Consider the following 25433-nt stretch of genomic DNA (forward strand, 5'->3'; position numbering starts at 1 on the left):
ATTACTTATTACAGGAATAAAGTGTGTTTGGTTTTTGGCAGCGACTGGGGTGGATAGTTGTTATTGCAATAATGGCATTGTTAATAGCGATGTTTGCAGGAACTTTGAGTGGATTGATTTTTTTTAGTGTCGCTTTGTTATGGTTGGTGATTCACCATACCAGACACCTGGTGGCCCTGGAACAGTGGTTGCTGGTATCAGACCATACACCGTCGAGCATACCGCCCGGTTCAGGAATATGGGACAATATTTTTGCACATCTGGCGCGGTATGTGCGCAGTCAAGACCAGAGCCAGCGGTTGATCAATCTTGAATTAAAACAGTTGCAAAGTGTAACTGCTGCCATGCCGGATGGCATTGTGATTTTAGATGAACGGGATCACATTGAGTGGTGCGATCCTGTGGCGGAAAAACATTTGGGAATTAATCTTGAACTTGACGTTGGTCAGCAGATAATCAATATGGTCAGGCAGCGCCCTTTTGTGGAATATCTGGCTTCGGGTAAATTCAATAAACCATTGATTCTGAAGCAAATGCGTCATCATCGATTGACGTTATTAATGCAGCTTGTTCCCTATGGAAATAAACAGAAGCTGCTGATTAGCCGGGATATTACAAGTTACGAAAGAATTGATGCCATGCGGCGGGATTTTATCGCGAATGTTTCTCATGAGCTGCGCACGCCATTAACTGTAATCAGCGGTTATCTCGAAATGCTGTCTGCTGAATCGGAAATTGATCTGGAAATGCAACGCCATGCTTTGACTGCAATGACCGAACAGGCTGCACGCATGCAACATCTGGTGGAAGACTTGTTAACGCTTTCGCGGTTGGAAAATACCCTTAACAAGCTCAATGAAAGCTCAGTGGATATTGCGTCCATACTGCGTGAATTGAGAACTGAAGCCGAATCATTGAGTGGCGGCAGACATACTATTCATTCAGGTATAGACAGTGAAGACCAGATCCTGGGTAGTCGGGAAGAGCTGCGCAGTGCATTCGGGAATCTGGTCAGCAATGCGATTCGCTATACACCGGAAGGCGGTGAAATCAATATTCACTGGGAAGTCAAGGATGGAAAGGGCATGTTTTACGTGCGGGATACCGGTATGGGTATTGAACCGGAACATATCCCGCGTCTGACAGAACGTTTCTACCGGGTTGATAACAGCCGGTCAAGACAAACAGGTGGAACCGGGCTTGGACTGGCAATTGTGAAACATATTCTAAACCGGCATCAGGCGCGGCTGAAGATAAATAGCGAAGTTGGCAAAGGCAGCGAATTCTGCATTCAGTTTCCGGAAAAAAGATTGATTTCAAAACAATGATAATTGCAACTGGATGGTATTGAAAAAAAAGAATCCATTTCTTCACCTGATTATTCAATTTTGGCGCATATATATGATTCGGCTGTTGCGCTTCCCGTTTTTCCATTGCTTTGCGGCGCGTTCGAACATGCCGTTAAACGGAATAAAGCACAATTTGAGTTATTAGCGGATCTGGGATGTGGGACGGGTAATTTTTTGCGCTATATTGCACGTAAAGGAATATTGGCGATTGGCGTGGACAATTTACAGGAAATGCTTGATATTGCAATTAGCAAAAAGAAAACTTTACCTATTCAATTTTTTCGGCAAGATTTACGGGAACTGAAATTGTCTAAGCCGGTTGACATGATTACCTGTCAATTTAATACATTAAACTATCTATTAAAACAGGAGGATGTAAAAAAAGTATTTGATAACTGTTATCAATCGTTAAATCCTGACGGTTATTTGTTGTTTGATTTAATTACAGGCAGCGGTGCTTGTACAATGAATCAAAAACGAAAAATACGGTATGGACAATGGATGTCTTTTTGGAATATTCAAACATACCCGGACAAGAATTTAAGCCGTGTACAGATTACCGTAAAAAAAAATCAAAAATCCAGCACACATTTTTCAGAAATACATCTGCAGCGATGGTATCCATTGGAAGTTGTTTTAACTTTGCTTAAACAAAGTGGATTTTCTCTGGTTGAAATATTTGATTTGGAAGAACTAAAGACGGCTGACAATAAAAGTTACTGGATTCAGTTTTTAGCCAGGAAATTACTTTGCTGATAAATAAGGTGGATATATGCTTAGTAATTTTGAAATTGACCAGATTATCGCGGAGGTTGATGACAGCTGTTTAATCAGTTTTAAAAATAATGGTAAGGATTGTTTTATTCTGCCAAGAGATTTAAGTCATGCTGATGAACGGAATCTAAAACAATATTCGGGATTGCTACTACTGGGAGACTTTGTGCTTGACGGAATTTTTTATCGCGTAGTCACAAAACACCAGGAAATAAGTACAAATGTGGCTGGATTAGAAGAAGCGTTTGATCCCGGTTCCGCTATTTCCCTGACTGAAAGAGAACTGCAAATTGCGACACTTGTTGCAAAAGGATTTCTGAATAAACAAATTGCTGTCAAACTTTCCCTTAGTGTATACACGGTTTCAACGCATTTGAGGCGTATTTTCGCCAAATATGGTGTGCATAATAGGACTGCACTGGCAGCTAAAATCAAAAATCTTTAAAGCTAGTATTGTTTGTTATTTTTTAAGTGATGCTGATGAATGGGTCAGATGGTCTTGCAGGGCGGTATACGGGTTTATCAATATCGGCGCAAGGCTCAAAAAGGGGAAGATATAGCAACGGATTCATGCAATTGTTCTTAAGATTTGTAAAAAAAGAAATGGTAGACAATTACACAGTTAATGGGACAGTCTCTGTGTGTGATCAACACATCATGTTCATATTTCTTGAATCTGCGTTATATCCTGCTGACAGTCAGTTCTAGATTCTACCTGTGTCGCATGTGTAACATTCCGGATTGATTATGCTCTGGCGCTTGGTTACACCGGAAAAATACATTTAACCGGTCGGTGGTAATGAATTAAGTCTGTTTTTCGTATGGACATATTGATCAGGAAATCCGCGTTTATTTAAATATTTCTGGGCAAAATGGTTATCAGAATAAAAAATATCGCGCATTATTTTTTGCAAGTTCATAAAAATCTCATATAACTCAAATTACTTTTCCTCAGTAAACCACTCAATTTTTAAACGGCCAGCTAGTTATCGCATATTCTTGTTGCTGTGCATTATTCATGTAAGATGGTTTGTTTTTGCACATAGGCATGATGAGGCGATCTTGAATAGATATGTAATGTTTGTTATTTGCTGCCTGATAATGGCATGTGGGACTGATCAACAATCGATCCCGGATTCGATTCCGGATCGATATGTCGCATTCGAAACAGACCACGGCCAGTTATACCGGAAACAAATCCAACCGCTGTTAGATAAACGATGCATTGTTTGTCATGGTTGTTATGATGCGCCTTGCCAATTAAATCTGGCATCTGCTCAGGGTGTTGATAGGGGTGCCAATACGCAAGCTGTTTATAACGGTACACGTTTGACTGCCGCTCCTTTGACGCGGTTATTTGAGGATGCGCAAACCGTGCGTGAATGGCGAGAAAAGAAATTCTTCGCAGTCTTAGATGAAAATTCAGCAGCTGATCCACTTAATGGCAGTTTGTTATATCAGATGTTGTCACTTAAGAAACAAAACCCTTTGGCCACAATTGCAGGACACAATGAAATCATTCCAGATGATGCATTTGACTTTTCATTAAATCCTAAAAATATCTGTCCGGATATGAGTGAATTTGAAAATTACGCAGCGGAACACCCAAACTGGGGAATGCCTTATGGTCTACCAGAATTGGCGTCATCTGAACTTGACGTTTTGAAACACTGGCTGCAAGCTGGCGCGCCATTAACTGATTTACCGGAACTGGACGCCGTTTATCAGCAACAGATTGCTGTCTGGGAAGAATTCTTAAACGGTGACTCGATTAAAGAGCGCTTGGTAGCACGCTATATTTACGAGCATTTGTTTCTGGGGCACTTATATTTTGAAGTGTTGGAAAATAACAATAGCGAGGTTCAAGCTTATTTTAATATTGTACGTTCCCGCACGCCACCCGGACAGGCGATCAAGATTATCAGTACCCGCAGACCCTATGATGATCCGCAGGTCGACAGAGTCTACTATCGTTTGCAGCGCATACAAAATAGTATTGTTGCTAAAAAGCATTTGCCCTACGCGTTAAATGAGGAGCGTTTGCTGCGCTTCAAGGCTCTATTTCTTGAAACACCTTACCGAGTAAAAGAACTTGCCGGGTATATACCGAAACAGGCTTCCAATCCTTTTGAAACCTTTGCAGAAATTCCTGTTAGTGTGCGTTATCGCTTCATGCTCGAGCATGCTAAATTCACGATAAACGGTTTTATTAAAGGCGCCGTTTGTCGCGGACAAGTTGCATTGAATGTTATTAACGATCATTTCTGGGTATTTTTTGTCAATCCCGATCTAGATGCACTGGCTGAAATTGATCGTTTTTTAAGTACGCACAGCGAACAACTGAATATTCCATCCGAACAGGAAAGCAACGCCAGTATTTTAAGTCACTGGACCGAATATTCCACATTGCAGAAGTCTTACCTGAAAGAAAAAAGCGATGCGCTCAATAAAAAATTAAAAGATGGTTTCGGTTTGAATTTGGACTGGATTTGGGATGGTGATGGTCATAACCAGAATGCTACATTGACGGTTTTCAGGCATTTTGACAGTGCCAGCGTCATTAAAGGCCTGGTCGGTCAGCCACCCAAGACAGCATGGTTGATCGATTACCCGATTCTCGAGCGTATACATTATCTGCTGGTCGCCGGTTATGATGTATACGGTAATATCGGGCACCAGCTGTCAACACGTCTCTATATGGATTTTCTTCGCATGGAAAGTGAATTTAATTTTCTCGCCTTGCTGCCTGGAGAAGCACGCACTTTGTTACGTGAACACTGGTATCGAGGTGCCAGTAATGCGGTGAAGAATTATGTTTACGGTTATGCTTATTTGGACATTGAACCGGACATTACATATCCGAAAGATAAGCCCGCCAAGGAATATTTATTTGAAGAGCTGCAACAAAGGTTGTTCAGAATTTTATCTGAACGCTATCATTTGGAACAAGCATCTGTGCCAGAGGCGCATCGACGGTCATTAAAGCAATTACATGCTGTTCGGGGAACGTCGGCCAGTTTGTTGCCGGAAATGGGACTGTTAATGGTGCGTGACAGGCAACAAGGTGACAAGGTTTATACTGTCATACGTAATAGTGCACATACGCACATAGCCAGTATGCTGATGGAACAATCCAATCGCGTGCCAAAAGAGGATTATGTGACAGTAATACCGGGATTTGTGGGTGCTTATCCGGATGCTTTGTGGCAGGTTGAATCCGAGTTATTAGAGGATTTTGTTACGAAGCTTGTTAATCTTAAAAAAGAAAACGATTATCAACAGTTAATGCATCAGTTTGGCATCAGACGTTCTCATAACGAATTCTGGCAGTTCAGTGACTACCTGCATCAGATTTTTCAGCAACATAATCCAATTGAATATGGTGTGCTGGATTATAATCGCATTGAGAATCGTTAATTAAAATCATTTTTTAACAACGCGCCATATAAAAACATGGACACATTGTCCCCTTTTGCGTATCGAATAAAAAAACTCGAACTATTAAATTCTGAGGATTTTGTGTTTGCTGAAAATCTGATCAAGAATGTGGACATTCGTGATTCAGGCATGGTCATCATTGAAGCGGGCCTTTTACAAGAGAGTATATTCTTTGTACAAGAAGGTTGGGCCGTCAGGTATAAAACACTGGAAGACGGCAATCGACAAATTGTAAATTTTGTTTTACCGGGAGACATCATCGGTATGTTTTCTCCCATTTTTCAGCATTCCGAACATACTGTTGAATCCATCAGTCCTATGAAACTGGGTAGTTTTCCTGCGAGTCAGTTGATTGAGATTTTCCGTGATGCGCCACGATTGGCGCTTGCGCTGGCCTGGATGGCCGGACAGGATGAGCGCATTCTTGAAGAACAGATTGTCAGGATTGGTCGTAGAAGATCTGCCAAGCGTATGGCGCATTTGTTCATCGAATTGTACCGAAGGTTGCGACTATGCGGCTATACGCGTGAGCAGGCTATTATTCTGCCGGTCAATCAACTACTTTTGAGCGATGCATTAGGGCTGAGTCATATCCATACTCACCGGGTTTTTCGTGAGTTGGAGAACCATCAGTTAATTGAACGATTTCCCGGACGTATAGTTTTACAGAACCTTGCTGTATTGGCTTCAATGGCTGACTTCGATGAAAGCTATCTTGAACCCATTTCATTTGCAAAAACATCGTTTGCGTTATAGAGGACTATACTAGTAACCGTTTAAGTCATTTTTTTAAACGGCTTTATCAATTGTTAATGCATTAAATTCAAATGGGCGTATGCTTTATTAGACGATATGCTTGTGTTTTAAAAGCAATCATTTTTCAACTTGATTTAAGGAAGGATAAACAATGACTGATAAAGAAGCTTACTTACAAAAAATGCAGGCAAAACTGGATGAATGGGATGCTGATATTAATGCGCTGAAAGCGAAAATGTCGGGGGCCAGTGCTGATGCAAAGATCGAATTAAACAAACAAGTAGAAAGCCTTGAATCCGAGCGCAATGAAATGAAGCAAAAGTATGAAGAGTTGAAAAGTGCCAGCGGAGATGCATGGAAGGATATGCGCGATGGCATGGAAGCAGCTTGGAGTCGTGTAGCAGATTCTTTTAAAAAGGCGAGTGATCGTTTCAAATAAGCATCATTTTTTGAAACAAACAAGGTTGTGTATAGAAGCGATTATATTGTTTTGTTGCACAGAAATATTTTTATCAGAGAGGTTGACATGAAAAAAATATTCATTATCCCAATGATCCTGCTGCTGAGTTTGTCATTTCAGGTAAATGGAACAGAAACAATGCATGAAACCATGCAGGATATCGAAAATGACGCTCGGCGCGAAGCTAATCAAAAAATGAATCGGCTGGAAGAAGCGGCCTGTATGAAAAGTGAAACTGAGTGTTTGAAACAGGAAGCAAAAAATCGTTTGCAGGAATCAACTGACGCAGTTGTAGATAAATATGATGAAATGAAGAATGTTATCGATGATTAGTGCTCCTTTAACTTAGCCTAAATATTTCACCACTTGTAAGTAAGGAATTGAACACAAATATAATTTGTTTTCAATTCCCCAAAGAACATTAGGCATAAGGGTTACAAGCCGAAATTTATCGTTCCGGTGCAATATTCAGGTCAGTTGGGATGAATCGAATTAACCGTGCAATTCATTCATCAGTTGATGGCGCGGTTACGCTTATAAGGAGAAAAAGGTATGTTTAACTGGGCTGTTGTATTTCTCATTATTGCAATCATCGCCGGTGTACTTGGGTTCGGAGGCATTGCTGGTACTGCCGTAGAATTGGCAAAAATAGCTTTTTTTATTGGATTGTTACTGGCGCTAGTGTTTTGGTTGTCAGGCAGAAGAGGGCCGCCCCGATAAAAATCTGTTCATTTATCAAATACTGTTGTTGTCAAAGTAATCATTCTGTTATAAGTTATTTGATACCAAGAATCAAGCTTGAGTTGTGAGCGTAAAACGAAAGACCGCGCGCCTGAAAACGCACACTAGTTCACTTCGGTTTTTTCAGGCCGCGGAACATCTTTTTTGTCGACATTCTGATCGCTCATTTTGGCTTCAGCCCAGGATAAATCATCAGTGTCTGCATTCAGTCCATTATGCTCGTTATCATTGTCAGCTTTTAGTATGAGCTCAGTAAACAGTGCAAAGTGATCCGAACCGAAGCTTCTGAGTTTTTTTATATTGTGAACCGTAAAGTGTTTGCTATGGAACAGATGGTCTAACGGCCAACGTATAAACCAGTAATTTGCATGAAAGGTATTAAACATACCTCGCCCCACTCTTGGATCAAATAATCCGCTTGTTTTTCTAAATAATCGTGTTGTTTCCGACCAGGCTACATCATTTAAATCCCCGGTTACGATAACGGGAACGTTGGTTTCGGCCACACTTTTGGCTATTATAATTAATGCCGCATCGCGTTCGGACGATTCTTCATTTTCAGTAGGGCTCGGTGGTGCCGGGTGTAAAAAATGAATACGGATTTTATGCCCGGATGGTAAAAGTGCAAGTGTATGCATAGATGGTTTGTCCTGTTCCACCAGATATGCGATCTGACTGTTCATCAGTGGAATTTTGGAATAGACATGCATGCCGTAAAAGTTATCCAGTGGGCATTTGATCGTGAAGGAATACTTTGTTTCCAGACTATCCAGTTGTGCTTGCCACCATATATCTGATTCCAGCGTTACCAGAATATCCGGTTGATATTCATGAACCAGCGCAACTAATCCTTTTGCGTTCCGGTTGGACATTAAGACATTGGCGGTAATAATTTTTATCCGGTTTTTATAATCAACAGTGTCTGCAGCCTTCACTTCCACTGGGAATAATCGCGTATAAGGCACAATCCACCAGGCCTGGTAGCTAAGACACAGCAATGCAATCGCAACAAGTATCCATGTTAGTGGCAATGATAAATCCAGTAATACTAATTCCAGGAGAAATGCCGTCAGAATAATCAGGAACAGCTGTAACCGGGGAAAGTCCAGGGAACGTATCCACCATACTTCATAACGGCAGATTGGCAACATAGTCAGAGCAACCAATATTAACGTTATTATGAGAAATGTGGCTGACATGAAGTCAAGGTGCATTCAATCATTCCTGCGAAGCATTTTTGCCGAGCAAATTCTCAGTATCGCCATGCTCGTGTTCTTCCACCACTTTCTTTTCGATCGTGTTGTCTGTACTGATATCAATCGTTGCATGGGTGATTATCCGTGGCTGTTTATGCGCAGGGTAAACGCGTTCCTGGTCGGCGTTGTTTTTTTGCTTTAAGTCGATACCTGTTTCGTTTCCTATCTTGATCTGATAAATTGGCTCGGGCATGACAATATTTGCCTGGTCAAAAGCCAGTTTTATCTGCCGGATGGTTTCGCTGCGAACTTTCAGAAAATCAAATTTGTCTTGATCAGTCCAGGCATATATTCGTAGTACGATGCTTGAATTACCCAGTTCTTCTATAATAACCATTGGTTTCGGTTCAGCCAGCACACCTTCTATTGAACCCAGAGTCTGCAGGGCCAGCGATTGTGCTATTTGTAAATCCTGATTTGCGTCAATGCCTGCGTCAAACTGAAAACGCCGCTCAGCATTGCGTGTATAGTTGATGATGACAGCTTTAAATACGATTGAGTTGGGAATACGTATATGATTGCCATCTGGAGAGAGTAAAATGGTTGCACGCGTGGTCAAACGGACAACATTACCTTCATTACCGTCAATGTTTACAAGATCATTGACTTCAAATGGATTACGCAGGCTTAATAAAATACTGGTGATGTAATTTTCAACCGTATCCCTGACTGCAAAACCGACCGCAAGACCTATAATACCGGCGGCTCCCAGTACTGAGCCTATCAAAGCGGTGAGGTCCAGTAAGGATAGTGCAATCACCAGTCCCAGTAAGATAAATAAAAGACGTGTAATTTGCCCCAATAGGCTTGCTATAAAATAATTTGGCGCGATTCTGCGATAAAGGCTTTGACGGCGCGATAACCAGCGGCCAAAAATCACGGTGAGTGTGAACGCGATGATCGCCAGTAAAAAAAGAGGAAAACCTGTAACCAGTGCTTTTGCAGTTTTTACAAGTTTCTGCCATGTTGTTTCCAGACGTTCTTGCACATCATGGGTAATAACCAGTTCACTTTCTACTTCAACCACACCCTCAACCTGCTGGGAAAGTTGTATGGCTTTTTTTTCTGCTGGAGCAGAATTCACTTCGCCCTGTAACGTTACAATGCCATTGCTAGTCAGTATCTTTATATTTTTCAAATTATCCATTTCAGAAAAAATTTTCTGCAGACGTTCTTGGATTTTTTTATCGTCCTGGACAGAACTGTTGACGTCAATGACCTTGTCGGCACCAGGTGTCGTTTGTGATTCTGTATCGCCCGCTATCAAGTCTGTCAGTTGATCTGCATATGACGGACTAACAACGAGTGTCATCCAAAGTACGAATGCAGTGAACGATTTTCGCATGGTAGTTACCTTTCTATCTTTCATTCTTGTTAATTATTGCTTTATTGAAAAATAGCTTCAAAATCAAATCGCGGATTGATTCGTGTCAGGAAATATTTTCTGGCCTTGTTCAAAAATTGCCTGACATTTTTCAAAACGCTCGATTATTTCATTTTTATCTGATGTGCTTTGAAAACTCTCTTTTGATGCTTCCAGTATTAATTCTGCGTGATGAAATAATGCCTGAGAATACTGGGAATTTTTACTGACTTGAAGGATTCGGGAAATCGTTTCAAGTAGATGAATCATTACCATTTCATTACCTCTGGCATTTTGCCTCAGAGGATGAAACATCGTATCTGCAGCGTCTGCAAAACCAAATTCATGTTTTTTTATCCGTATAATGCCGTTCTGGTCTTCCAGATAATCACAGGGAAAACGTTTATTGGTCATGCGCCCAAGTGAAGAACTGAGCCAGTCGATACAAGAAATTGCCGTCAACGAATCATTAATGCCGGGTGACAATGCGCGTAACGCAATCTGTAATAACTGCATGATTGCAAACTCAATATCACTAAACGGCGTTCTTTTTCGACCTAACGATATATTTTCTCGCAGCGTGTCTGGGTAGCTCTCACTGATATCCTCACTATCATATATTCGCATCATCGGTGCGCTTTCAATAACAAAATGGCCTGGACGTAACAGCAATTCAATATGCTGGTTTTCTTCTTCGGCAATTTTATTGAGCTTGAGCAGATCTATAAATTCAACGTAGCCACTGGTGGCAGCATAAACTGTCTCCACAGGCAGTGCATGTGTAGCGATATCCCATTTTTGTTTGGCAGACTGGATGGTCTGCCGATCATCCAAATCAAGTAAGGTTTTTTCGATAGCCTGATTAAGTTCTTGTCCTATCAGTGAAATAATCTGATCGGCTTGTATCGTTGTTGATATATAGTGGATAAAATAGATCAAACCGATGACTGCCAATACAGTCAGTAATAAACTGCCAATAACGGAAATAATAGGTACTTGCTGTGTGGAGTCTGGATGTGTGTCAATAAAAGAGAGTAAGGTGAGACCATATAAAAAACTTCCGATCAGTATTCCCAATACGATTTTATTTTTGTTGTCCCGTAAAAAGTTGTGCAGGATTTTTGATCCGAACTGATTCGCCGCCAGTGTAAGTGCGACGACTGAAATTGAAAAGACAACGCCGGTTAACGATATGATAGCGCCTGTTGTCACGACGAGTACTTGTCGAATGCCAGTGGTTCCAATCTGAAATATGCCTGTCCACGACCAACTGTGTACATTAACAAGTTGATCAAGGCTTAAAAGACCAATAGCGGTAATAACGAGACCTGTTGCAATGATTGTCGGTACAAACCAAATCGTCGTAAGCAGTTTCTCCCAGAATAATCTGATCATAGTGCGTTAGTTATTTGCATGATTCTGTTAGATTTGCAGTTTATGGTTAATTAGATTGAGACCTAAACATTTTAGTGTCGCGCCTAATCAACAGGCGCGAGAACTGAAAATGATTGCGGTCAAATTGATGCAAGTGTAGTTATTAAGCAGTTTGTTAAGACTGATTATATCTGATTACTATCAACAGATAGTGGTATCGTACTTTGATTTAATGCTTAGACTTTAGTTTAGTCAAGCATAGTTTCTTCTGATTGTGTTAAGTTGCACGGGTCTGCGAACTATTGATGGTGGATGATGACGCCCAATACCAGTGCTCTGATATTAGCTGTGCTTGCCACCATTCAGTGCAAAAACATTCGTAAAGAAAATCTGTGCGGAGCAAAGCGTATAGGTACTTCATCAATTTAGAAATAAGTTCAGTTAATTTTTCAGCGTTACATGATGTGTTGCCGATTTCTAGCCGGTCAGAAGCTTTGTCTGAAGTATTTTGTCCTTTGCTACTACTTTGCGCCGCTCACTTTGATAACCCTTCTCACTGGCTTGTAGGTTGATAGCGAGCTGGTTGAGAGCGAATGAGGTGAAAAGGGGATAATGGAAAGAGAGCCGGATGCCACCGGTTTTCAACCGGCGGCATATTTGTGCAGGTTATTGATTAGAAAATCTTGGTTAAATCTAGAACAGTACCGATTGGTGTATCACAATTGTCATTGTCGTTTGACGAATCGTCATCATTATCGCTGCACGAAATTATTGTCGCTGCTCCCGTAAAATTGTCGTCATTAAATGTTGCGTCGATTACAAGATGAATGGTTCCGAAAATTGAGCTTAAACGGACATTGTTGCCGTTGCGTGCACCTTGAAGCGCTTCCCAGGTTGAATCAAACGGGGAAGGTTCCAGAATAACTGCGATCATTAAGCCATTATTTTCATGAATTGAGGCAAAACCAGCCACATCGCCGTTATAATTGAATGCATATATGCCGTCAAATGGCCCGGCGGCATGTACTGTGGTGGTTGAGGATAAAAAGACGAGTGCTGCAATTATGCGTTTCATTGTTGTTTCCCCTGTTGCGTGGATAGAACAAAAATCCTAGCACATGTAGTCGCTCGCTGAGAGAGAATCGAATTATTCCGGGATTAAAAAATCAAGGTGCTTTGGTTACAAAAAAAGTTGTTTGTTACAATTTGAAAGAATTGTCAGTGAAATATGAAACGAACAGGTCGTACGTCGAGTTCGCCTAAAGAAGGAGTCGCAATGTGCGACTGACTATGGGTAAAGGGTGCTTGCTGGCAGTTTATCTCAAGCAAGTTCAATCCATACTGGTTGATGGTCGGATGCCTGCGTGATTGAATCGGTGCCGTAAGACCTGAGGCGTCTTTTCAATCCTTCAGTGATAAAAATATAATCGAAACATTCCGGTTGATCAACAAAGTCTACCGGATGGATACCAACGGTCGGGGCATGTGGTTCGTACGGATATAACAGTGTGCGTGCATCATGGAGGGCCGGAATGCCGCTATCAAACGGTGCGAGTATCTGCGAGCGTTCGCATGCTGTGGCGGGAAAATTCAGATCCCCACACAATATGGCCTCAGCAGGTCGTGGAAAAGTTTCAAAAGGTCCGCTTTGTTTTACAGTTTGCATTGAATGCTGCGACATGCGGCAGGCTTCTGCATGCAGATGACGGATAGTTTCAATTTGCAATGCGCGCTGCTGCCGGGAGTAGTATTCAAGATGCGTTGTCATTATCCGTATCGGCACGAAATCATCAGAGATTATTACAGCCTCTACCAGAGAACGTTGCATACTGGGTGTGGCTGGCTCTGCAGCCCATGGCAAGAGATGGCGCCAGATTTGTCCTACGGGCAGCCGGGAAAAAACTGCGTTGCCAAAGTGGCTGCGAGTGTGGTTATCATGCCTGTTTGGAACATCAGTTGCCGGGCTGTAAATTGCCGTATAGCCGGGCAGTCCGGCCGAAAGTATTTTAAACTGGTCTTCACCTTCACTGCCTGGCAGGCCGGGAAAATTGATCGCGACTTCCTGCAGACAAATAATATCAAAATCACCCAGTTGTTGAATGGTCGTGAGAATTCGTGCAAGGTCAACCTTGCCATCCATGCCACGCCCCCATTGAATGTTCCAGCTTAATAATTTCATGATTACTTTTTTGCTTGTCTAACAGTTCATTACCAAGAGGGACGTGAGTGATTGATGGGTATTACTGGCAGGTGCTTATTTTTTTCCAAAAACACAGCATGTATAAGTTGCGCGCCTAGAAAATACGGCTTGCAAAATGCTCGAAATAGTATTGGTCAATTTCGTTACGTGTGAACTGGTGATTTTGCCCGCCACGCTGCGCAATTTTCAATGCGCCCATCAATGATCCAAGTTGTCCGGCTGTCTGCCAGTCCATGTCATTGACAATACCATAGAGCAATCCCGCGCGATATGCATCACCACACCCGGTAGGGTCGACTATTTCTGCAGGTTTGACGCTGGGAATTTTGATTTGCTTGTTATCGGCATAAATGATTGAACCTTCTCCACCCAAAGTAACGATAAGCGCTTTGATCCTATCCGCTATGGCTTCCATGGTGAGTCCGGTACGTTCTTGCAGCAGCTGGCCCTCGTAGTCATTCACCGCGACATAATCCGCTTTGTTAATAAAATCGGTCAGTTCCTCACCATTATACATAGGCAATCCCTGGCCAGGGTCGAATATAAACGGGATACCGGCTTTATGAAATTCGTTGGCATGTTGTATCATGCCATCACGGCCATCCGGTGCAATAATACCGAGTTTGATCTCTGCGGCATCATTAACGGAATTGAGATGCGAAAAGTTCATGGCGCCCGGATGAAAAGCTGTAATCTGGTTGTCGTCCAGGTCGGTGGTAATAAACGCCTGTGCGGTGAAGGTATCTTTTACATGAAAAATGCAAGACTGATCCAGGTTCAGTTGACTAAAACGCTCAGAGTAGGGCTGAATATCATCGCCTACCGTGGCCATCATGATCGGTTCACCGCCCAGCATTTTCAAGTTATAGGCAATATTTCCCGCGCAGCCACCGAATTCCCGACGCATTTCCGGTACCAGAAATGCAACATTCAGTACATGAATTTTTTCGGGAAGAATATGGTTTTTGAAGTGGTCAGGAAAGACCATGATGTTATCGTAGGCGATAGAGCCGCAGATCAATGTACGCATAGTTTTTTAATTTAGAGAATGATTAGAAGATGATTGGCTTGCACATCAGAATTGCCAAAATTTCGTAACTGAGTGTCAAGCAAATTGAAAGGATGCCTGTGTTATTGTTTTCCCTTGCGCATCTGAAGCGCAAGGGAAAAAATAAATTGAGTTTACATTTAATATGTGTAACGCGTATGCGTTTTTGTAGATATTGTGTAAAGAAGTCTAAGCGTCAGGTTTCCAGCAAAGATCCAGTTCGCGCGCAGCTTTAACGTCGTCTAGCTTACGCAATGGCATAGTGTGGGGTGCATTCTTGACCATATCGGGCTGTTCCTTTATTTCGGTCAGAATTTCTTTCATGGCGGTTACAAATGCATCCAGTGTTTGTTTGGATTCGGTTTCCGCTGGTTCGATTAACAAGCATTCGGGTACCAGCATCGGGAAGTACGTTGTCGGTGCATGGAAGCCCTTATCCAAAAGACGTTTGGCAAGGTTCATGGCTGTTATTCCGGTTTTATCCTTTATGTCTTTTAGCGTTACGATAAATTCATGACTCGCGCGCCGCGTCGGATACGCAATTTCGAATCCGGCTTTTTTGAGTTCAGCCATTAAATAATTAGCGTTCAGTGTTGCAAATTCAGCGATCCGATGCATGCCGTCTTTACCTAGCAGACGTACATAGATATAAGCACGTAGAAGTACGCCGGCATTACCCATATGCGCAGAAAGCCGGCCAATTGATTGTGGTCTTTCTTTTTCGTTTACCCAACGGTATTTGCCGTCTTCCTGAGTTACAAAGGGTACCGGTAAAAATGGAAGCAAACGCTTGGCGACACCGACCGGTGCGGAACCCGGCCCACCGCCGCCATGCGGTGTCGAAAAAGTTTTATGCAGATTGATATGTATCACATCGAAGCCCATATCGCCTGGTTTAACTTTACCCAACACAGCATTCAAATTGGCGCCATCGTAGTACAGCAAGCCACCGGCCTGATGAACGACGCGGCTCATTTCGGTTACGTTTTCTTCAAAAACACCGAGTGTGGAAGGATTGGTCAGCATTAAGCCTGCGGTTTGCGGGCCGACAGCCGCTTTCAAAGCATCCAGATCGACATTACCCTCTTTGTCAGTGGCAATTTCAACAACTTTAAAACCGCACATGACAGCGGTAGCCGGATTAGTGCCATGCGCTGCATCGGGTACAATAATTTCCGTACGTGCAAAATCACCACGTGATTCATGGTAAGCGCGAATCATCATGACCCCGATCAGCTCACCCTGAGCGCCCGCCATGGGTGTCAGACTAACTCCTGCCATGCCTGTAATATTTTTCAGGATTTCCTGTAAGTCATACATGCAGGCGAGAAATCCCTGCCCGGTGTCCTCAGGCGCTAAGGGATGTCTAGCCAGATTTTGAGGCAGCATGGCGAGTGAATTACACGCACGCGGGTTGTACTTCATGGTACAAGAACCGAGTGGGTAGAATTCGGTATCAATGGAAAAATTCTTTTGCGATAGCCGCGTGTAGTGGCGAACCGTGTCCATTTCGGAGACTTCTGGTAACAGCGGTTGTTTCTTGCGCAACAGATGGTCTGGAATGCCATCCACACTTGCAGTTGTTGTCGGCGCCTGGGAATAATTACGACGCCCGGGGCGCGCATGTTCAAATATCAGCATGGTCAGGGTTGTTATAGATGTATTGGATGTGTGTTAAGAGTTATTTCAATGCAGCCAGTGCGGCTTCGTAATTAGGCTCGTCTGCGATTTCGGATACAAGCTCTGCATGCACGATTGTATCTGACTCATCCAGAACGATAACTGCACGTGCTGTGATACCGGCAAAAGGGCCTTCTGCAATGGCAACACCATAATCCTTCATAAAGTTTGTTCCGCGCATGGTGGAAAGTGTAACTACTTTATCCAGATTTTCGGCGTCGCAAAAACGGCTCATTGCGAATGGTAAATCAGCCGCAATAATAAGGACGGCCGTGTTATCCATGTTACTGGCTTGTTCATTGAATTTACGGGTGGATAGGGCACATACCGGTGTATCAAGGCTAGGAACAATATTCAGCACTTTTTTCTTACCGGCAAAATTTTCGAGTGTGACATCGGCTAAATCACGGTTCACAAGTGAAAATGCAGGTGCTTTTTGACCAACTTTGGGAAAAGCACCGTCGATACGAATTGGATTGCCTAAATGAGTGACCATATTTTTTCCTTAATAATTAATAGCTTTTAAAAAAATAATTCGATGTGGTGCATGTGGCTGCGGCTGTCTTCGATTAGTTAGTCAAATGCCTGTTCAAATTGTTCGGCAAAAGCCTGAATATCAGCGGCAGTTTTTGTCTCTGTGGCGCAGACTAATAATGTGTTTTCCAAGTCTGGGTAAAATTCTTGCAGATTCAGTCCAGCCAATATTTTTTTGTTTTTAAGTTTGTCCAGAATGGCGCCAACAGGCTTTGATAATTTGAGGGCAGCTTCATGAAAGATCGGGCCACTGAACACTCTATCAACACCAGAAACTTTTTCAAGTTTTTGAACTAATTCCATCGTATTGGCATGTGAATGTTCAGCTACCCGGCGCAACCCCTCGGGGCCCAGCAAAGACATATAAATAGTAGCGGCGGTAACCATTAAACCCTGGTTGGTACAGATGTTGGATGTCGCCTTGGATCTGCGGATATGCTGCTCACGGGCCTGTAGTGTTAACACATAGCCGGTTTTTCCATCCAGATCATTTGTGCGGCCGATGATTCTACCGGGGATCTGGCGGATTAAGCTATTTTTGCAGGCCATGAAGCCAAAATAAGGACCGCCACTGGATAATGGTATTCCCAAGGGTTGTCCCTCACCGACTGCAATATCAGCGCCTTTGTTACCCCATTCGCCGGGTGGTGTTAATAAAGCCAGCGCTGTTGGATTTACAACGCCGATGGCCAAAGCGTTTTTACTGTGCGCCCAATCGGTGAGCGCGTCGACTTGCTCCAGAACGCCGAAAAAATTGGGTTGAGGTATAACCAATGCTGCAAAATCTTCCTTACCGAATTCTTCCAGTGTATCGGGTAAGACCTGGCCGGATTTTGTACAGAAAGGCAGTTCGATAATGTCGATTTTCTGATTACTGACAATTGCGCGTACTACTTTCCGATAGACTGGATGAACGGTTTGCGGGATTAAAATGCGGCGGGATGTTCTGTGAGAACGTACGGCCATCAACGCAGCCTCGGCCAGCGCAGTGGCGCCGTCATACATACTGGCATTGGAAACGTCCATGCCGGTCAGTGACGCCATCATTGTCTGATATTCATAAAGCAATTGCAGTGTGCCCTGACTGGCTTCCGCCTGATAAGGCGTGTATGAAGAATAAAACTCACCCCGTGTTGTGATTTGCCAGACTGCAGCAGGAATATGGTGCTCGTATGCGCCTGCGCCAATAAAATTCTGGTATAAGCCATCCTGATTAGCACGTTCCATCATGAGCCGGGTGATTTCCATTTCGCTCAATCCGGGTGGAACTTCTGTTAACTGGCCACTTTTTAAATCGGTTGGGATTTCATCAAAAAGTGTTTCAATCGACTCTGCGCCAATGCTGTCAAGCATTTCGGCAATATCTTCTTTTGTGTGTGGGATAAACGGCATGATTAATTATGAAAAAATCTAATGAATATCAATATAAAAATAAACAACCAGTTGCTTGCTGTTCGCACTGTATGATGGTAATCAAGTCCTAGTGATCTTCGTTATCCAGCACTTCTTGATAGCCTGCAGCGTCCAGTAGTCCATCTAATTCAGCAGGGTTGCTCGGCTTTAATTTGAATAACCAAGCGCCAAAGGCATCCTGATTAATGTTTTCAGGATTATCAACAAGCGGCGTGTTGATTTCAACAACTTCACCGGAGATCGGTGAGTAGACGTCTGCAGCTGCTTTGACGGACTCGGCGACAGCACATTCCTGTTTTTGTGTAAAGGTATCCCCAACTTGGGGTAATTCAACAAATACCATATCACCCAGCAATTCCTGGGCATGATGGGTAATGCCTATGCTGACAGTGCCGTCTGCTTCGGATTTAACCCATTCATGTGATTTAGTATATTTCAGATCTGATGGAATGCTCATATTTTTACTCCAGAAATAATATTGATTGACGATGCCGAATTAAATCAGAACTTTTCCGTTCCGTACAAATGGGTATTTTACCACTTTGACGCGTAATTTCTTATCTCTGACTAAAACATGTACGTCATCATCGGGAGAAATTTCAGCGGGTATGCGTGCCAGGGCGATCGATTGATTGATGGTCGGTGAAAAACCGCCGCTGGTAATTTCACCTTCCAGTTCGCTGCCATTGTGTTGCGCAACAACTTTTTGATGACTTCTCAGCACGCCACGATCCAGTAAAACCAGGCCGACCAGTTGCTGCGTTACTTTTGCGTCCAGGAGTGCTTGTTTTCCGATAAAGTCGCGTTCGCTTTTTAGGTCGACTGTCCAGCCAAGCCCTGATTCCAGTGGTGTTTTGGTTTCATCCATGTCCTGGCCGTACAAATTCATGCCGGCTTCTAGGCGCAACGTATCACGCGCACCAAGCCCGGCTGGAGCTACTCCGGCTGCATATAACGCTTTCCAGAATGCGGGCGCTTCGTCGGCGGGTACAATAATTTCAAAACCATCTTCACCTGTATAACCGGTGCGAGCGATAAAAAATTGATTGTGTGTGGTGGATTGAAATAATTTGAGCTCTTCTGTTGCAGCTTGAGAATCTGGGATGACCTGCCATAATTTCGCGCGGGCATTGGGTCCTTGTACTGCGATCATGGCCAGATCGCGGCGGGGAGTAATTTCTAAGGCGGTTGCAAGGGCGTCACGTTGTTTAAGAATCCATTCAACATCCTTGTCGGCGGTGCCTGCATTCACAACAACACGAAACCATGATTCGGATAAAAAGTAGACGATAAGATCATCAATGATGCCGCCTTGTGGCGTCAGCATGCAGGTATACAAAGCTTTGCCAGGGATGGTGAGCTTGTCAACATTATTGGCGACAAGCTGGCGTAAAAAGCCGCGTGCGTTATCGCCTTTAATATCGACAGGTAGCATATGCGAGACATCGAACATGCCGGCATCCTGGCGGACTTTATGATGTTCTTCAAGCTGTGAACCATAATGTAATGGCATATCCCAGCCACCGAAATCTACCATCTTGGCATTCATTTCACGGTGAGCTTGATTAAGGGGTGTTTTTTTCAGCACGGTTTTCTCCCGTTAATAAAAAATAAGTCATCATATCCATGATGTTCTTAATAATTTCACCCCTCTGTCCTTTTACCTGAGAGATTTACGGAAAAACCGCGTGCCCCTTCGGTGGTCAAGTTAAACCTTGACACTCTCCAGATTGCCTGTTTCAAGCGGTTTTTAGGGAATTGTCGTGACTACCATGCCTGAGCGGTTCCGGGGGGGTTACGCCTTCGGCGGCGCTATGATTGTGCAATTGCATTAGCGCGCTCTCCTGCTTGAACATATGTTGGCTGTGCGCGCACTATACCCTAGCAGTAGTGGTTAAGACAAGACTTAAGATGATTTTTTCATGCTTTTTTTTTGAATATTTATACTCTATATTTTTAATTTAATCTATTGATAGATAGTATGAAGCGGTTGGTTCGGAACCTTGTAAAGGAAGGGTGAGTACAATTCTTACAGCTTCGTAGAAAGAAATGGCAATTGTCTTGCAGTTTTTTATAGAAAATAGAAAGGATCGACCGCCGTTTTGAAAAGTTTTCAGACGAATTTAAAAAAACACAGGTGGTGTCGAAAAAAGTATTTGCGGTTATTTGGCTGAAAAAATAGAGATCGTTTTTATGAAAATCTTGACAGTATTGTATCAGATGGAGTCTACTTGTAATCCATGAACCTAGAAATGCTGGATGCAGCGTTCACAAATCGTTTCGTTACAGGAAGGGCGCGGCGTGCGAACAATGTCGGTCGTCCTTGGCGAATCTGTTACGTGGTGATGAAACATACTCTGATCACACGCGACTGGTTAGCTATTTAAACGATATTGGTTGCGTTAGACTTTTTGACGAAGGTTGTATTGTCTTTTGCTGGCGATACCTGACTTGCCAGTATCGTTGGAAAGCAAATTGAACACAGCATTCCCTATGTTGATGGAGTACTGGCAAAGTCAAAGAGAAAATCTGTCAGTTATTATGGATAAAATGATTAATGATCTTTGTCGGGACTTGTTGATTGTCAGGTTGTAGTTGAAGGAACATTAGTCGCCCCAGCACGAAAAAGCTTTCAAAGCTTGTTTGGCATAAAGAAAAACAGTTTTCAACTAGTTAAGAAGGACTGAATCATATGCAATCTCAAAATATATTAGTCACTACCGATTTTTCAACTGTTTCATTTGCTGCTTTAACTTACGCTGCAAAAATGCAAGTAAATCAGATTACGCTGTTGAGTATTGTGCAATCTGGAGACGTGCCGCCTGATTTATTAAAACAAATGCCCAATCCCAATGCTGTTCAGGAATATCGGGCGGATGTGCTGAAGCAAACGAAAGCTAAGCTTGATTCAATCGCTGCACAATATTTTACCGGTAAGCAAGTACAAACTGATGTAATTGTCTGCAATGAGGATGTCGCGTCTGAAATATGTAAATACGCTAATAGCTATCCAATAGACATCATTGTCATGACAGGACAGGGCCGTGGTGCACTGGGTAATTTATTTGTTGGCAGTACAGTGCAAAAAGTTTTAAGAATGACAAAACATCCGGTATTAGTCATTCCTAAAGAAGAGTGATGAACAGTCTTAGCTGATGATAGATTCAATGCAAATTGAACCGGAGATATCTGCCGGATAGTAGAAAATCAGGAGACAAACGGAAACAGAACAACGTAGCTCCCTTGGTCGCCCGGTCTTCACTCTACAATAATGACAAACAAGTCGATTGTCTGCTGACTTGACACTTTAATTCTGCTAAATCCCGGCAGATTTGTGGACTGTTGATTGTTCACAAGGCTTATATACAATAATAATTCTATGGTCGTGAGATTTGTTTAAACAGCTGTTTGAAAAAGTCAGAACAGGAAATTGATTACATAAATATCACAGCAATTATGAAATTCTTCTAATTTTAAAGGAGTATAAATGCTTATATTGAATGCGAAGGTTACGCATGCAGATTCAATTTTTGCGCAATTGATTCTGCCTTATGAGTTGCGAGAAAATAGTCGATTACGTACAGCATTGACTTCGGGAGAGGAAGTTGCCATTTTTACCCAGAGAGGGACTGTTCTGCGCAATAATGACCTGCTTAGCAGTGACGATGGCAGAGTTGTACAAATAGTTTCTGCAGATGAACCAACTTATCGCATTACTTGCAGCACGCCGTTAGATCTTTTGCGTTGCGCCTTTCATCTCGGGAACCGTCATACGATGACGCAGGTGGGTGACGGTTTTTTGCGTATCTGTCAAGACAGTGTATTGAAAGAAATGCTGGAAGGACTGGGCGCAGTTGTGATCGAAGAAAGTGCGCAATTTGAACCGGAATCTGGCGCTTATAGTGCAGGCGGACATCACCATCATAATGACGGTCAAGATCATGGTCATAGCCATGCGCATGGGCCTCTTGCACCAATTCCGACTCGTCAGAAGATACATCGGGCAACAGACACAAAAACCCCCTAATAGAGTGCTCTATGCTGCTTAGCAGACAAATTAAAATATCTGGCATGAAAAGACCGCAATTATTTGTATCGACCGTTTTTGTATTTCTCGTAATTTTATTAATTTTAAATCCCGCAAATGCTGAAGAGTCCGGCAAAAACATACGCGTCGCTACAACAGTGCCGCCTATCACCAATATTGTTGAAAATGTTGGCGGTACATATGTCAACGTAGTTGGTATAGTCCCAAACGGAGTCGATTCACATACCTTTGAGCCTGTGCCCGCGGACGCAAAATCACTGGCCGAAGCAGATATCATTTTTGTGAATGGGTTGGATCTTGAATTGCCCACGATTAAGCTGGCAGAAAAAGTTAAGAAATCCGATGCCCCCATTGTGCACCTGGGCAATAAAACGCTGCGAAAAGAAGAGTGGCAATATGATTTCAGTTTTCCGCGTGAGCACGGTCATCCGAATCCTCATCTCTGGCCTAATATCGCTTTGACAATAAAATATGTGGAAATCATCCGGAACTATCTGGTTGAGTTTGACCCGTTGCATAAAGATGCTTATGAGGCTAATGCATCTGTTTATATTGCCAAATTAAAGCAATTGGATGAGGCGATTTTTGCTTGTGTCAAGTCCATTCCGGAAAGTAATCGGAAATTGGTTACTTATCATGATTCTTTTGCTTATTTTGCGCCCCGTTACGGTATGAAAGTGATTGCGGCAATCCAGCCGGCAAGTTTTACTGAACCTGGCCCCCGTGAAGTAATACGCATTATCGAGCAAATCAAGAATGAAAAAATTCCGGCCATTTTCGGCTCAGAAGTTTTTCCCAGTAAAATAATGGCGCAAATTGCCCGTGAATCCGGCGCCAGATTCATTGAAGAACTTTCTGATGACGAGCTGCCCGCAAAACCCAGCGATTCTTTTATTGGCATGATGGTTAATAATATGACCATTATGTCAGAAGCATTGGGAGGTGATCCAGATTGTGCAGCAAATGTTGACACCCGTAATCTTATCCATTAACAGACCGAAGAAAGACATTTCCGACGCAGCCGGTACAAGGCAAAGACAGGTGTCAAAATTGCTGCAGGCAATTTTTGTACGACTGGTAACCGACCCAAAGGACGAAGCCCAGAACGTGGGGGTTAGAAAGCAGAGTCTATGTGTAAAAAATGAGCATCTTGAGTTTGTTTTTAATGCTGCAACGGTAAACCAGATAGTTTTTCAACAGCCTGTTAAATCTGCGGGATGAACCCTGCCATCACTTTGATCGATGTGACTGCCGGTTATGACAGCACTATCGTATTTACACATTTATCGCTTAATATTCATGCGGGTCAGTTTGCCGGTATAGTAGGTCCTACAGGTTGCGGTAAAACAACTTTGCTCAAAACTATCTTAGGCGTGCAACCCGTATTATCCGGTGAGGTATTGTTGAACACTCAGCCAGTAAATAGTGTGCCGGGCAAGAAAATTGGCTATGTTCCTCAATTGGAAAGTGTGGACTGGAGCTTTCCGGTTACAGTGGAAGAAGTCATTTTAATGGGATTGTATACCAACAAATGCAGCCTGCCGTGGCAAAGCAGGGAAGAGCGGGAACGTGTCCATGAATTGGCTGAAAAGCTGGGTATTTATAATTGCCTGCATCAGCATATCGCGCATACTTCGGGTGGACAGCGCCAGCGCGCGTTTCTTGCGCGCGCTTTAATCAATAATCCACAGTTTCTAGTACTTGATGAACCGACTTCCGGTGTGGATATTAAAACCCAGCACGAAGTACTGCATCTGTTGGGCGACATCAACAGCCAGGGCATGACGATTTTGCTGACAACACACGACCTCAATGCTGTTGCCTCGCATTTGCCCTGGGTAATTTGCTTCAATAACGGTGTTGTCGCAGAAGGCCGCCCAGGCGATATTTTTACCAATGAAATTCTCGCTAAGACATATGGCAGTGAAATCGTCATAATCAAACATGGCGAGTATTATTTGATCGCCAATAGCACGCCTTTGAAACTCAATCACAATCCTTGATGCAATTTTTGTTAGAACCACTCGATTATGCATTTTTTCGACACGGTCTGCTGGCTGCAGTCATGGTCGGTGCGTTATGTGGATTAATTGGTGTGCATGTTGTACTGCGCGGTATGAGCTATGTTGGGCATGGCCTGTCACATGCTGCATTTGGTGGCGCAGTCATTGGATTCGTTTTCAGCTTTAATTATTACGTAGGTGCTGGCGCCATGGGTTTGCTTGCAGCATTGCTGATCAATCAAATGACAAAAAACAGAAAGATTAAATCCGATGCGGCTATCGGTATAGTAACAACCGCCATGTTTGCCCTAGGTGTGGTCATTATCAGCCAGCAGCGTACTTTAAACCGCAGTCTTGATTCTGCCTTGTTTGGTAACATTCTGGGTATTACCGGTTACGATCTGATTATAATTGGACTAGTTACTGCAGCAACTATGGTTGCAATGTTTTTTTTGTACAGGCCATTACTTTTTTCTACTTTCGATAACGAGGCTGCAAAGATTTTCGGCATTAAAACAGAAGCAGTGCAATTGATATTTGCACTGCTGCTAACACTGTCTATTATTGTTTCAATGAATATCGTTGGCGTAACCATGATCGCGGCAACCTTAATCATGCCGGCAATGACAGCGCGAATGATGACGGACAGTTTTAGCACGATGCAACTATATTCCATCGCAGTCGGCGCTCTGATCGGAGCAGGTGGGATGTATTTGAGTTATGCTTTTGATATAGCTTCTGGCGCAACAATTGTACTGTTCGGTGCACTAATATTCTGTTTTGCTGTTTTGATCAGGCATATTCGGGAAAAAAGAATGTTGCATGCCAATATGCACCGTCATGGCAATTTAATCCATTCTCATCCACGTGACAACAGGCGTGACATTCAAAATGACGCTGATGAAGCATCAATAAAAAAATAAGTAAGGTCACTTTGTCACCACACATATAAATATGTTTGCTGACATACCCCGGTGTATTGCAGTTTTTTGGAAA

Annotated in this window: 25 protein-coding genes and 1 riboswitch; of the genes, 14 read left to right on the forward strand and 11 right to left on the reverse strand. The window is 43.0% G+C overall.

The genetic code is table 11. The annotated features are described in order from the left end of the window. Window positions 1-23: 23 nt before the first annotated feature. The 8 genes from phoR (at window position 24) to C8R11_RS01145 (ending at window position 7497) form a co-directional block, all read left to right on the forward strand. Entirely contained in the window at window positions 24-1328 is a 1305-nt protein-coding gene (phoR, locus tag C8R11_RS01110) for a phosphate regulon sensor histidine kinase PhoR (RefSeq protein ID WP_107794083.1), read from the forward strand. 3 nt (window positions 1329-1331) lie between these two features. Next, window positions 1332-2105 carry a class I SAM-dependent DNA methyltransferase gene (locus tag C8R11_RS01115; protein ID WP_107794084.1) on the forward strand — a complete coding sequence of 258 codons (774 nt, stop codon included), beginning with the start codon at window positions 1332-1334 and terminating at the stop codon, window positions 2103-2105. 16 nt (window positions 2106-2121) lie between these two features. Further along, complete coding sequence (locus tag C8R11_RS01120; protein ID WP_107794085.1) at window positions 2122-2568, forward strand: response regulator transcription factor; 447 nt, start codon at window positions 2122-2124, stop codon at window positions 2566-2568. A 617-nt stretch (window positions 2569-3185) separates the two neighbouring features. Further along, the gene (locus C8R11_RS01125) at window positions 3186-5540 is read left to right on the forward strand and encodes a fatty acid cis/trans isomerase (RefSeq protein ID WP_146159039.1); all 2355 of its coding nucleotides are present in this window, start codon (window positions 3186-3188) and stop codon (window positions 5538-5540) included. 36 nt (window positions 5541-5576) lie between these two features. Continuing rightward, a complete protein-coding gene (locus C8R11_RS01130; protein WP_107794087.1) occupies window positions 5577-6317 on the forward strand; it encodes a Crp/Fnr family transcriptional regulator in 741 nt (246 codons plus the stop codon). Window positions 6318-6468: 151 nt separating this feature from the next. Continuing rightward, on the forward strand, window positions 6469-6756 hold the full coding sequence (locus C8R11_RS01135; RefSeq protein ID WP_090698716.1) for a sll1863 family stress response protein: 288 nt from the start codon (window positions 6469-6471) through the stop codon (window positions 6754-6756). Between the two features lie 87 nt (window positions 6757-6843). Then, complete coding sequence (locus C8R11_RS01140) at window positions 6844-7110, forward strand: hypothetical protein (protein WP_139218523.1); 267 nt, start codon at window positions 6844-6846, stop codon at window positions 7108-7110. A 219-nt stretch (window positions 7111-7329) separates the two neighbouring features. Further along, the gene (locus C8R11_RS01145; protein ID WP_090698711.1) at window positions 7330-7497 is read left to right on the forward strand and encodes a DUF1328 domain-containing protein; all 168 of its coding nucleotides are present in this window, start codon (window positions 7330-7332) and stop codon (window positions 7495-7497) included. A gap of 125 nt (window positions 7498-7622) precedes the next feature. Here C8R11_RS01145 and C8R11_RS01150 read toward each other — a convergent pair whose 3' ends face one another. From C8R11_RS01150 to gcvT, 11 genes are all read right to left on the reverse strand, one after another. Beyond that, window positions 7623-8732, reverse strand: coding sequence for an endonuclease/exonuclease/phosphatase family protein (locus C8R11_RS01150; protein WP_244907503.1), 1110 nt, complete (start codon window positions 8730-8732; stop codon window positions 7623-7625). A 4-nt stretch (window positions 8733-8736) separates the two neighbouring features. Then, window positions 8737-10119: a mechanosensitive ion channel family protein gene (locus C8R11_RS01155; protein WP_107794088.1), complete on the reverse strand. Its 1383-nt coding sequence runs from the start codon at window positions 10117-10119 to the stop codon at window positions 8737-8739. Window positions 10120-10182: 63 nt separating this feature from the next. After that, the gene (locus C8R11_RS01160; RefSeq protein ID WP_107794089.1) at window positions 10183-11532 is read right to left on the reverse strand and encodes a DUF2254 domain-containing protein; all 1350 of its coding nucleotides are present in this window, start codon (window positions 11530-11532) and stop codon (window positions 10183-10185) included. A gap of 652 nt (window positions 11533-12184) precedes the next feature. Then, the gene (locus tag C8R11_RS01165) at window positions 12185-12586 is read right to left on the reverse strand and encodes a hypothetical protein (protein WP_107794090.1); all 402 of its coding nucleotides are present in this window, start codon (window positions 12584-12586) and stop codon (window positions 12185-12187) included. 246 nt (window positions 12587-12832) lie between these two features. Beyond that, window positions 12833-13690, reverse strand: a complete 858-nt coding sequence (locus tag C8R11_RS01170) for an endonuclease/exonuclease/phosphatase family protein (protein ID WP_107794091.1) — start codon at window positions 13688-13690, stop codon at window positions 12833-12835. Between the two features lie 115 nt (window positions 13691-13805). Beyond that, complete coding sequence (locus tag C8R11_RS01175; RefSeq protein WP_107794092.1) at window positions 13806-14741, reverse strand: carbohydrate kinase family protein; 936 nt, start codon at window positions 14739-14741, stop codon at window positions 13806-13808. Between the two features lie 207 nt (window positions 14742-14948). After that, window positions 14949-16400 (reverse strand): aminomethyl-transferring glycine dehydrogenase subunit GcvPB, encoded by a 1452-nt coding sequence (gene gcvPB, locus C8R11_RS01180; protein ID WP_107794093.1) that lies wholly within the window; start codon window positions 16398-16400, stop codon window positions 14949-14951. 40 nt (window positions 16401-16440) lie between these two features. Further along, window positions 16441-16935, reverse strand: a complete 495-nt coding sequence (gene tpx / locus C8R11_RS01185; RefSeq protein ID WP_107794094.1) for a thiol peroxidase — start codon at window positions 16933-16935, stop codon at window positions 16441-16443. 77 nt (window positions 16936-17012) lie between these two features. Continuing rightward, on the reverse strand, window positions 17013-18365 hold the full coding sequence (gene gcvPA / locus C8R11_RS01190; protein WP_107794095.1) for an aminomethyl-transferring glycine dehydrogenase subunit GcvPA: 1353 nt from the start codon (window positions 18363-18365) through the stop codon (window positions 17013-17015). A gap of 88 nt (window positions 18366-18453) precedes the next feature. Next, the gene (gene gcvH, locus C8R11_RS01195) at window positions 18454-18843 is read right to left on the reverse strand and encodes a glycine cleavage system protein GcvH (RefSeq protein ID WP_090698691.1); all 390 of its coding nucleotides are present in this window, start codon (window positions 18841-18843) and stop codon (window positions 18454-18456) included. A gap of 39 nt (window positions 18844-18882) precedes the next feature. Then, window positions 18883-19974: a glycine cleavage system aminomethyltransferase GcvT gene (gene gcvT / locus C8R11_RS01200; RefSeq protein WP_107794096.1), complete on the reverse strand. Its 1092-nt coding sequence runs from the start codon at window positions 19972-19974 to the stop codon at window positions 18883-18885. A gap of 54 nt (window positions 19975-20028) precedes the next feature. Next, a riboswitch (glycine riboswitch) is annotated at window positions 20029-20125 on the reverse strand. A gap of 501 nt (window positions 20126-20626) precedes the next feature. Between gcvT and C8R11_RS15955 the strand changes: the two genes are divergently transcribed. From C8R11_RS15955 to C8R11_RS01230, 6 genes are all read left to right on the forward strand, one after another. Further along, entirely contained in the window at window positions 20627-20773 is a 147-nt protein-coding gene (locus C8R11_RS15955; RefSeq protein ID WP_181258119.1) for a hypothetical protein, read from the forward strand. A 305-nt stretch (window positions 20774-21078) separates the two neighbouring features. Beyond that, entirely contained in the window at window positions 21079-21525 is a 447-nt protein-coding gene (locus C8R11_RS01205; protein ID WP_107794097.1) for a universal stress protein, read from the forward strand. A gap of 348 nt (window positions 21526-21873) precedes the next feature. Continuing rightward, window positions 21874-22413: an urease accessory protein UreE gene (ureE, locus tag C8R11_RS01210; RefSeq protein ID WP_107794098.1), complete on the forward strand. Its 540-nt coding sequence runs from the start codon at window positions 21874-21876 to the stop codon at window positions 22411-22413. Window positions 22414-22457: 44 nt separating this feature from the next. Further along, on the forward strand, window positions 22458-23426 hold the full coding sequence (locus C8R11_RS01215; protein WP_107794186.1) for a metal ABC transporter substrate-binding protein: 969 nt from the start codon (window positions 22458-22460) through the stop codon (window positions 23424-23426). Window positions 23427-23651: 225 nt separating this feature from the next. Beyond that, window positions 23652-24437, forward strand: a complete 786-nt coding sequence (locus C8R11_RS01225; protein WP_107794100.1) for a metal ABC transporter ATP-binding protein — start codon at window positions 23652-23654, stop codon at window positions 24435-24437. After that, window positions 24437-25360, forward strand: a complete 924-nt coding sequence (locus C8R11_RS01230) for a metal ABC transporter permease (protein ID WP_107794101.1) — start codon at window positions 24437-24439, stop codon at window positions 25358-25360. The genes C8R11_RS01225 and C8R11_RS01230 overlap by 1 nt, the downstream gene beginning before the upstream one ends. Window positions 25361-25433 lie beyond the last annotated feature (73 nt).

This window comes from Nitrosomonas aestuarii (assembly GCF_003046585.1).
Taxonomy (GTDB): Bacteria; Pseudomonadota; Gammaproteobacteria; order Burkholderiales; family Nitrosomonadaceae; genus Nitrosomonas; species Nitrosomonas aestuarii.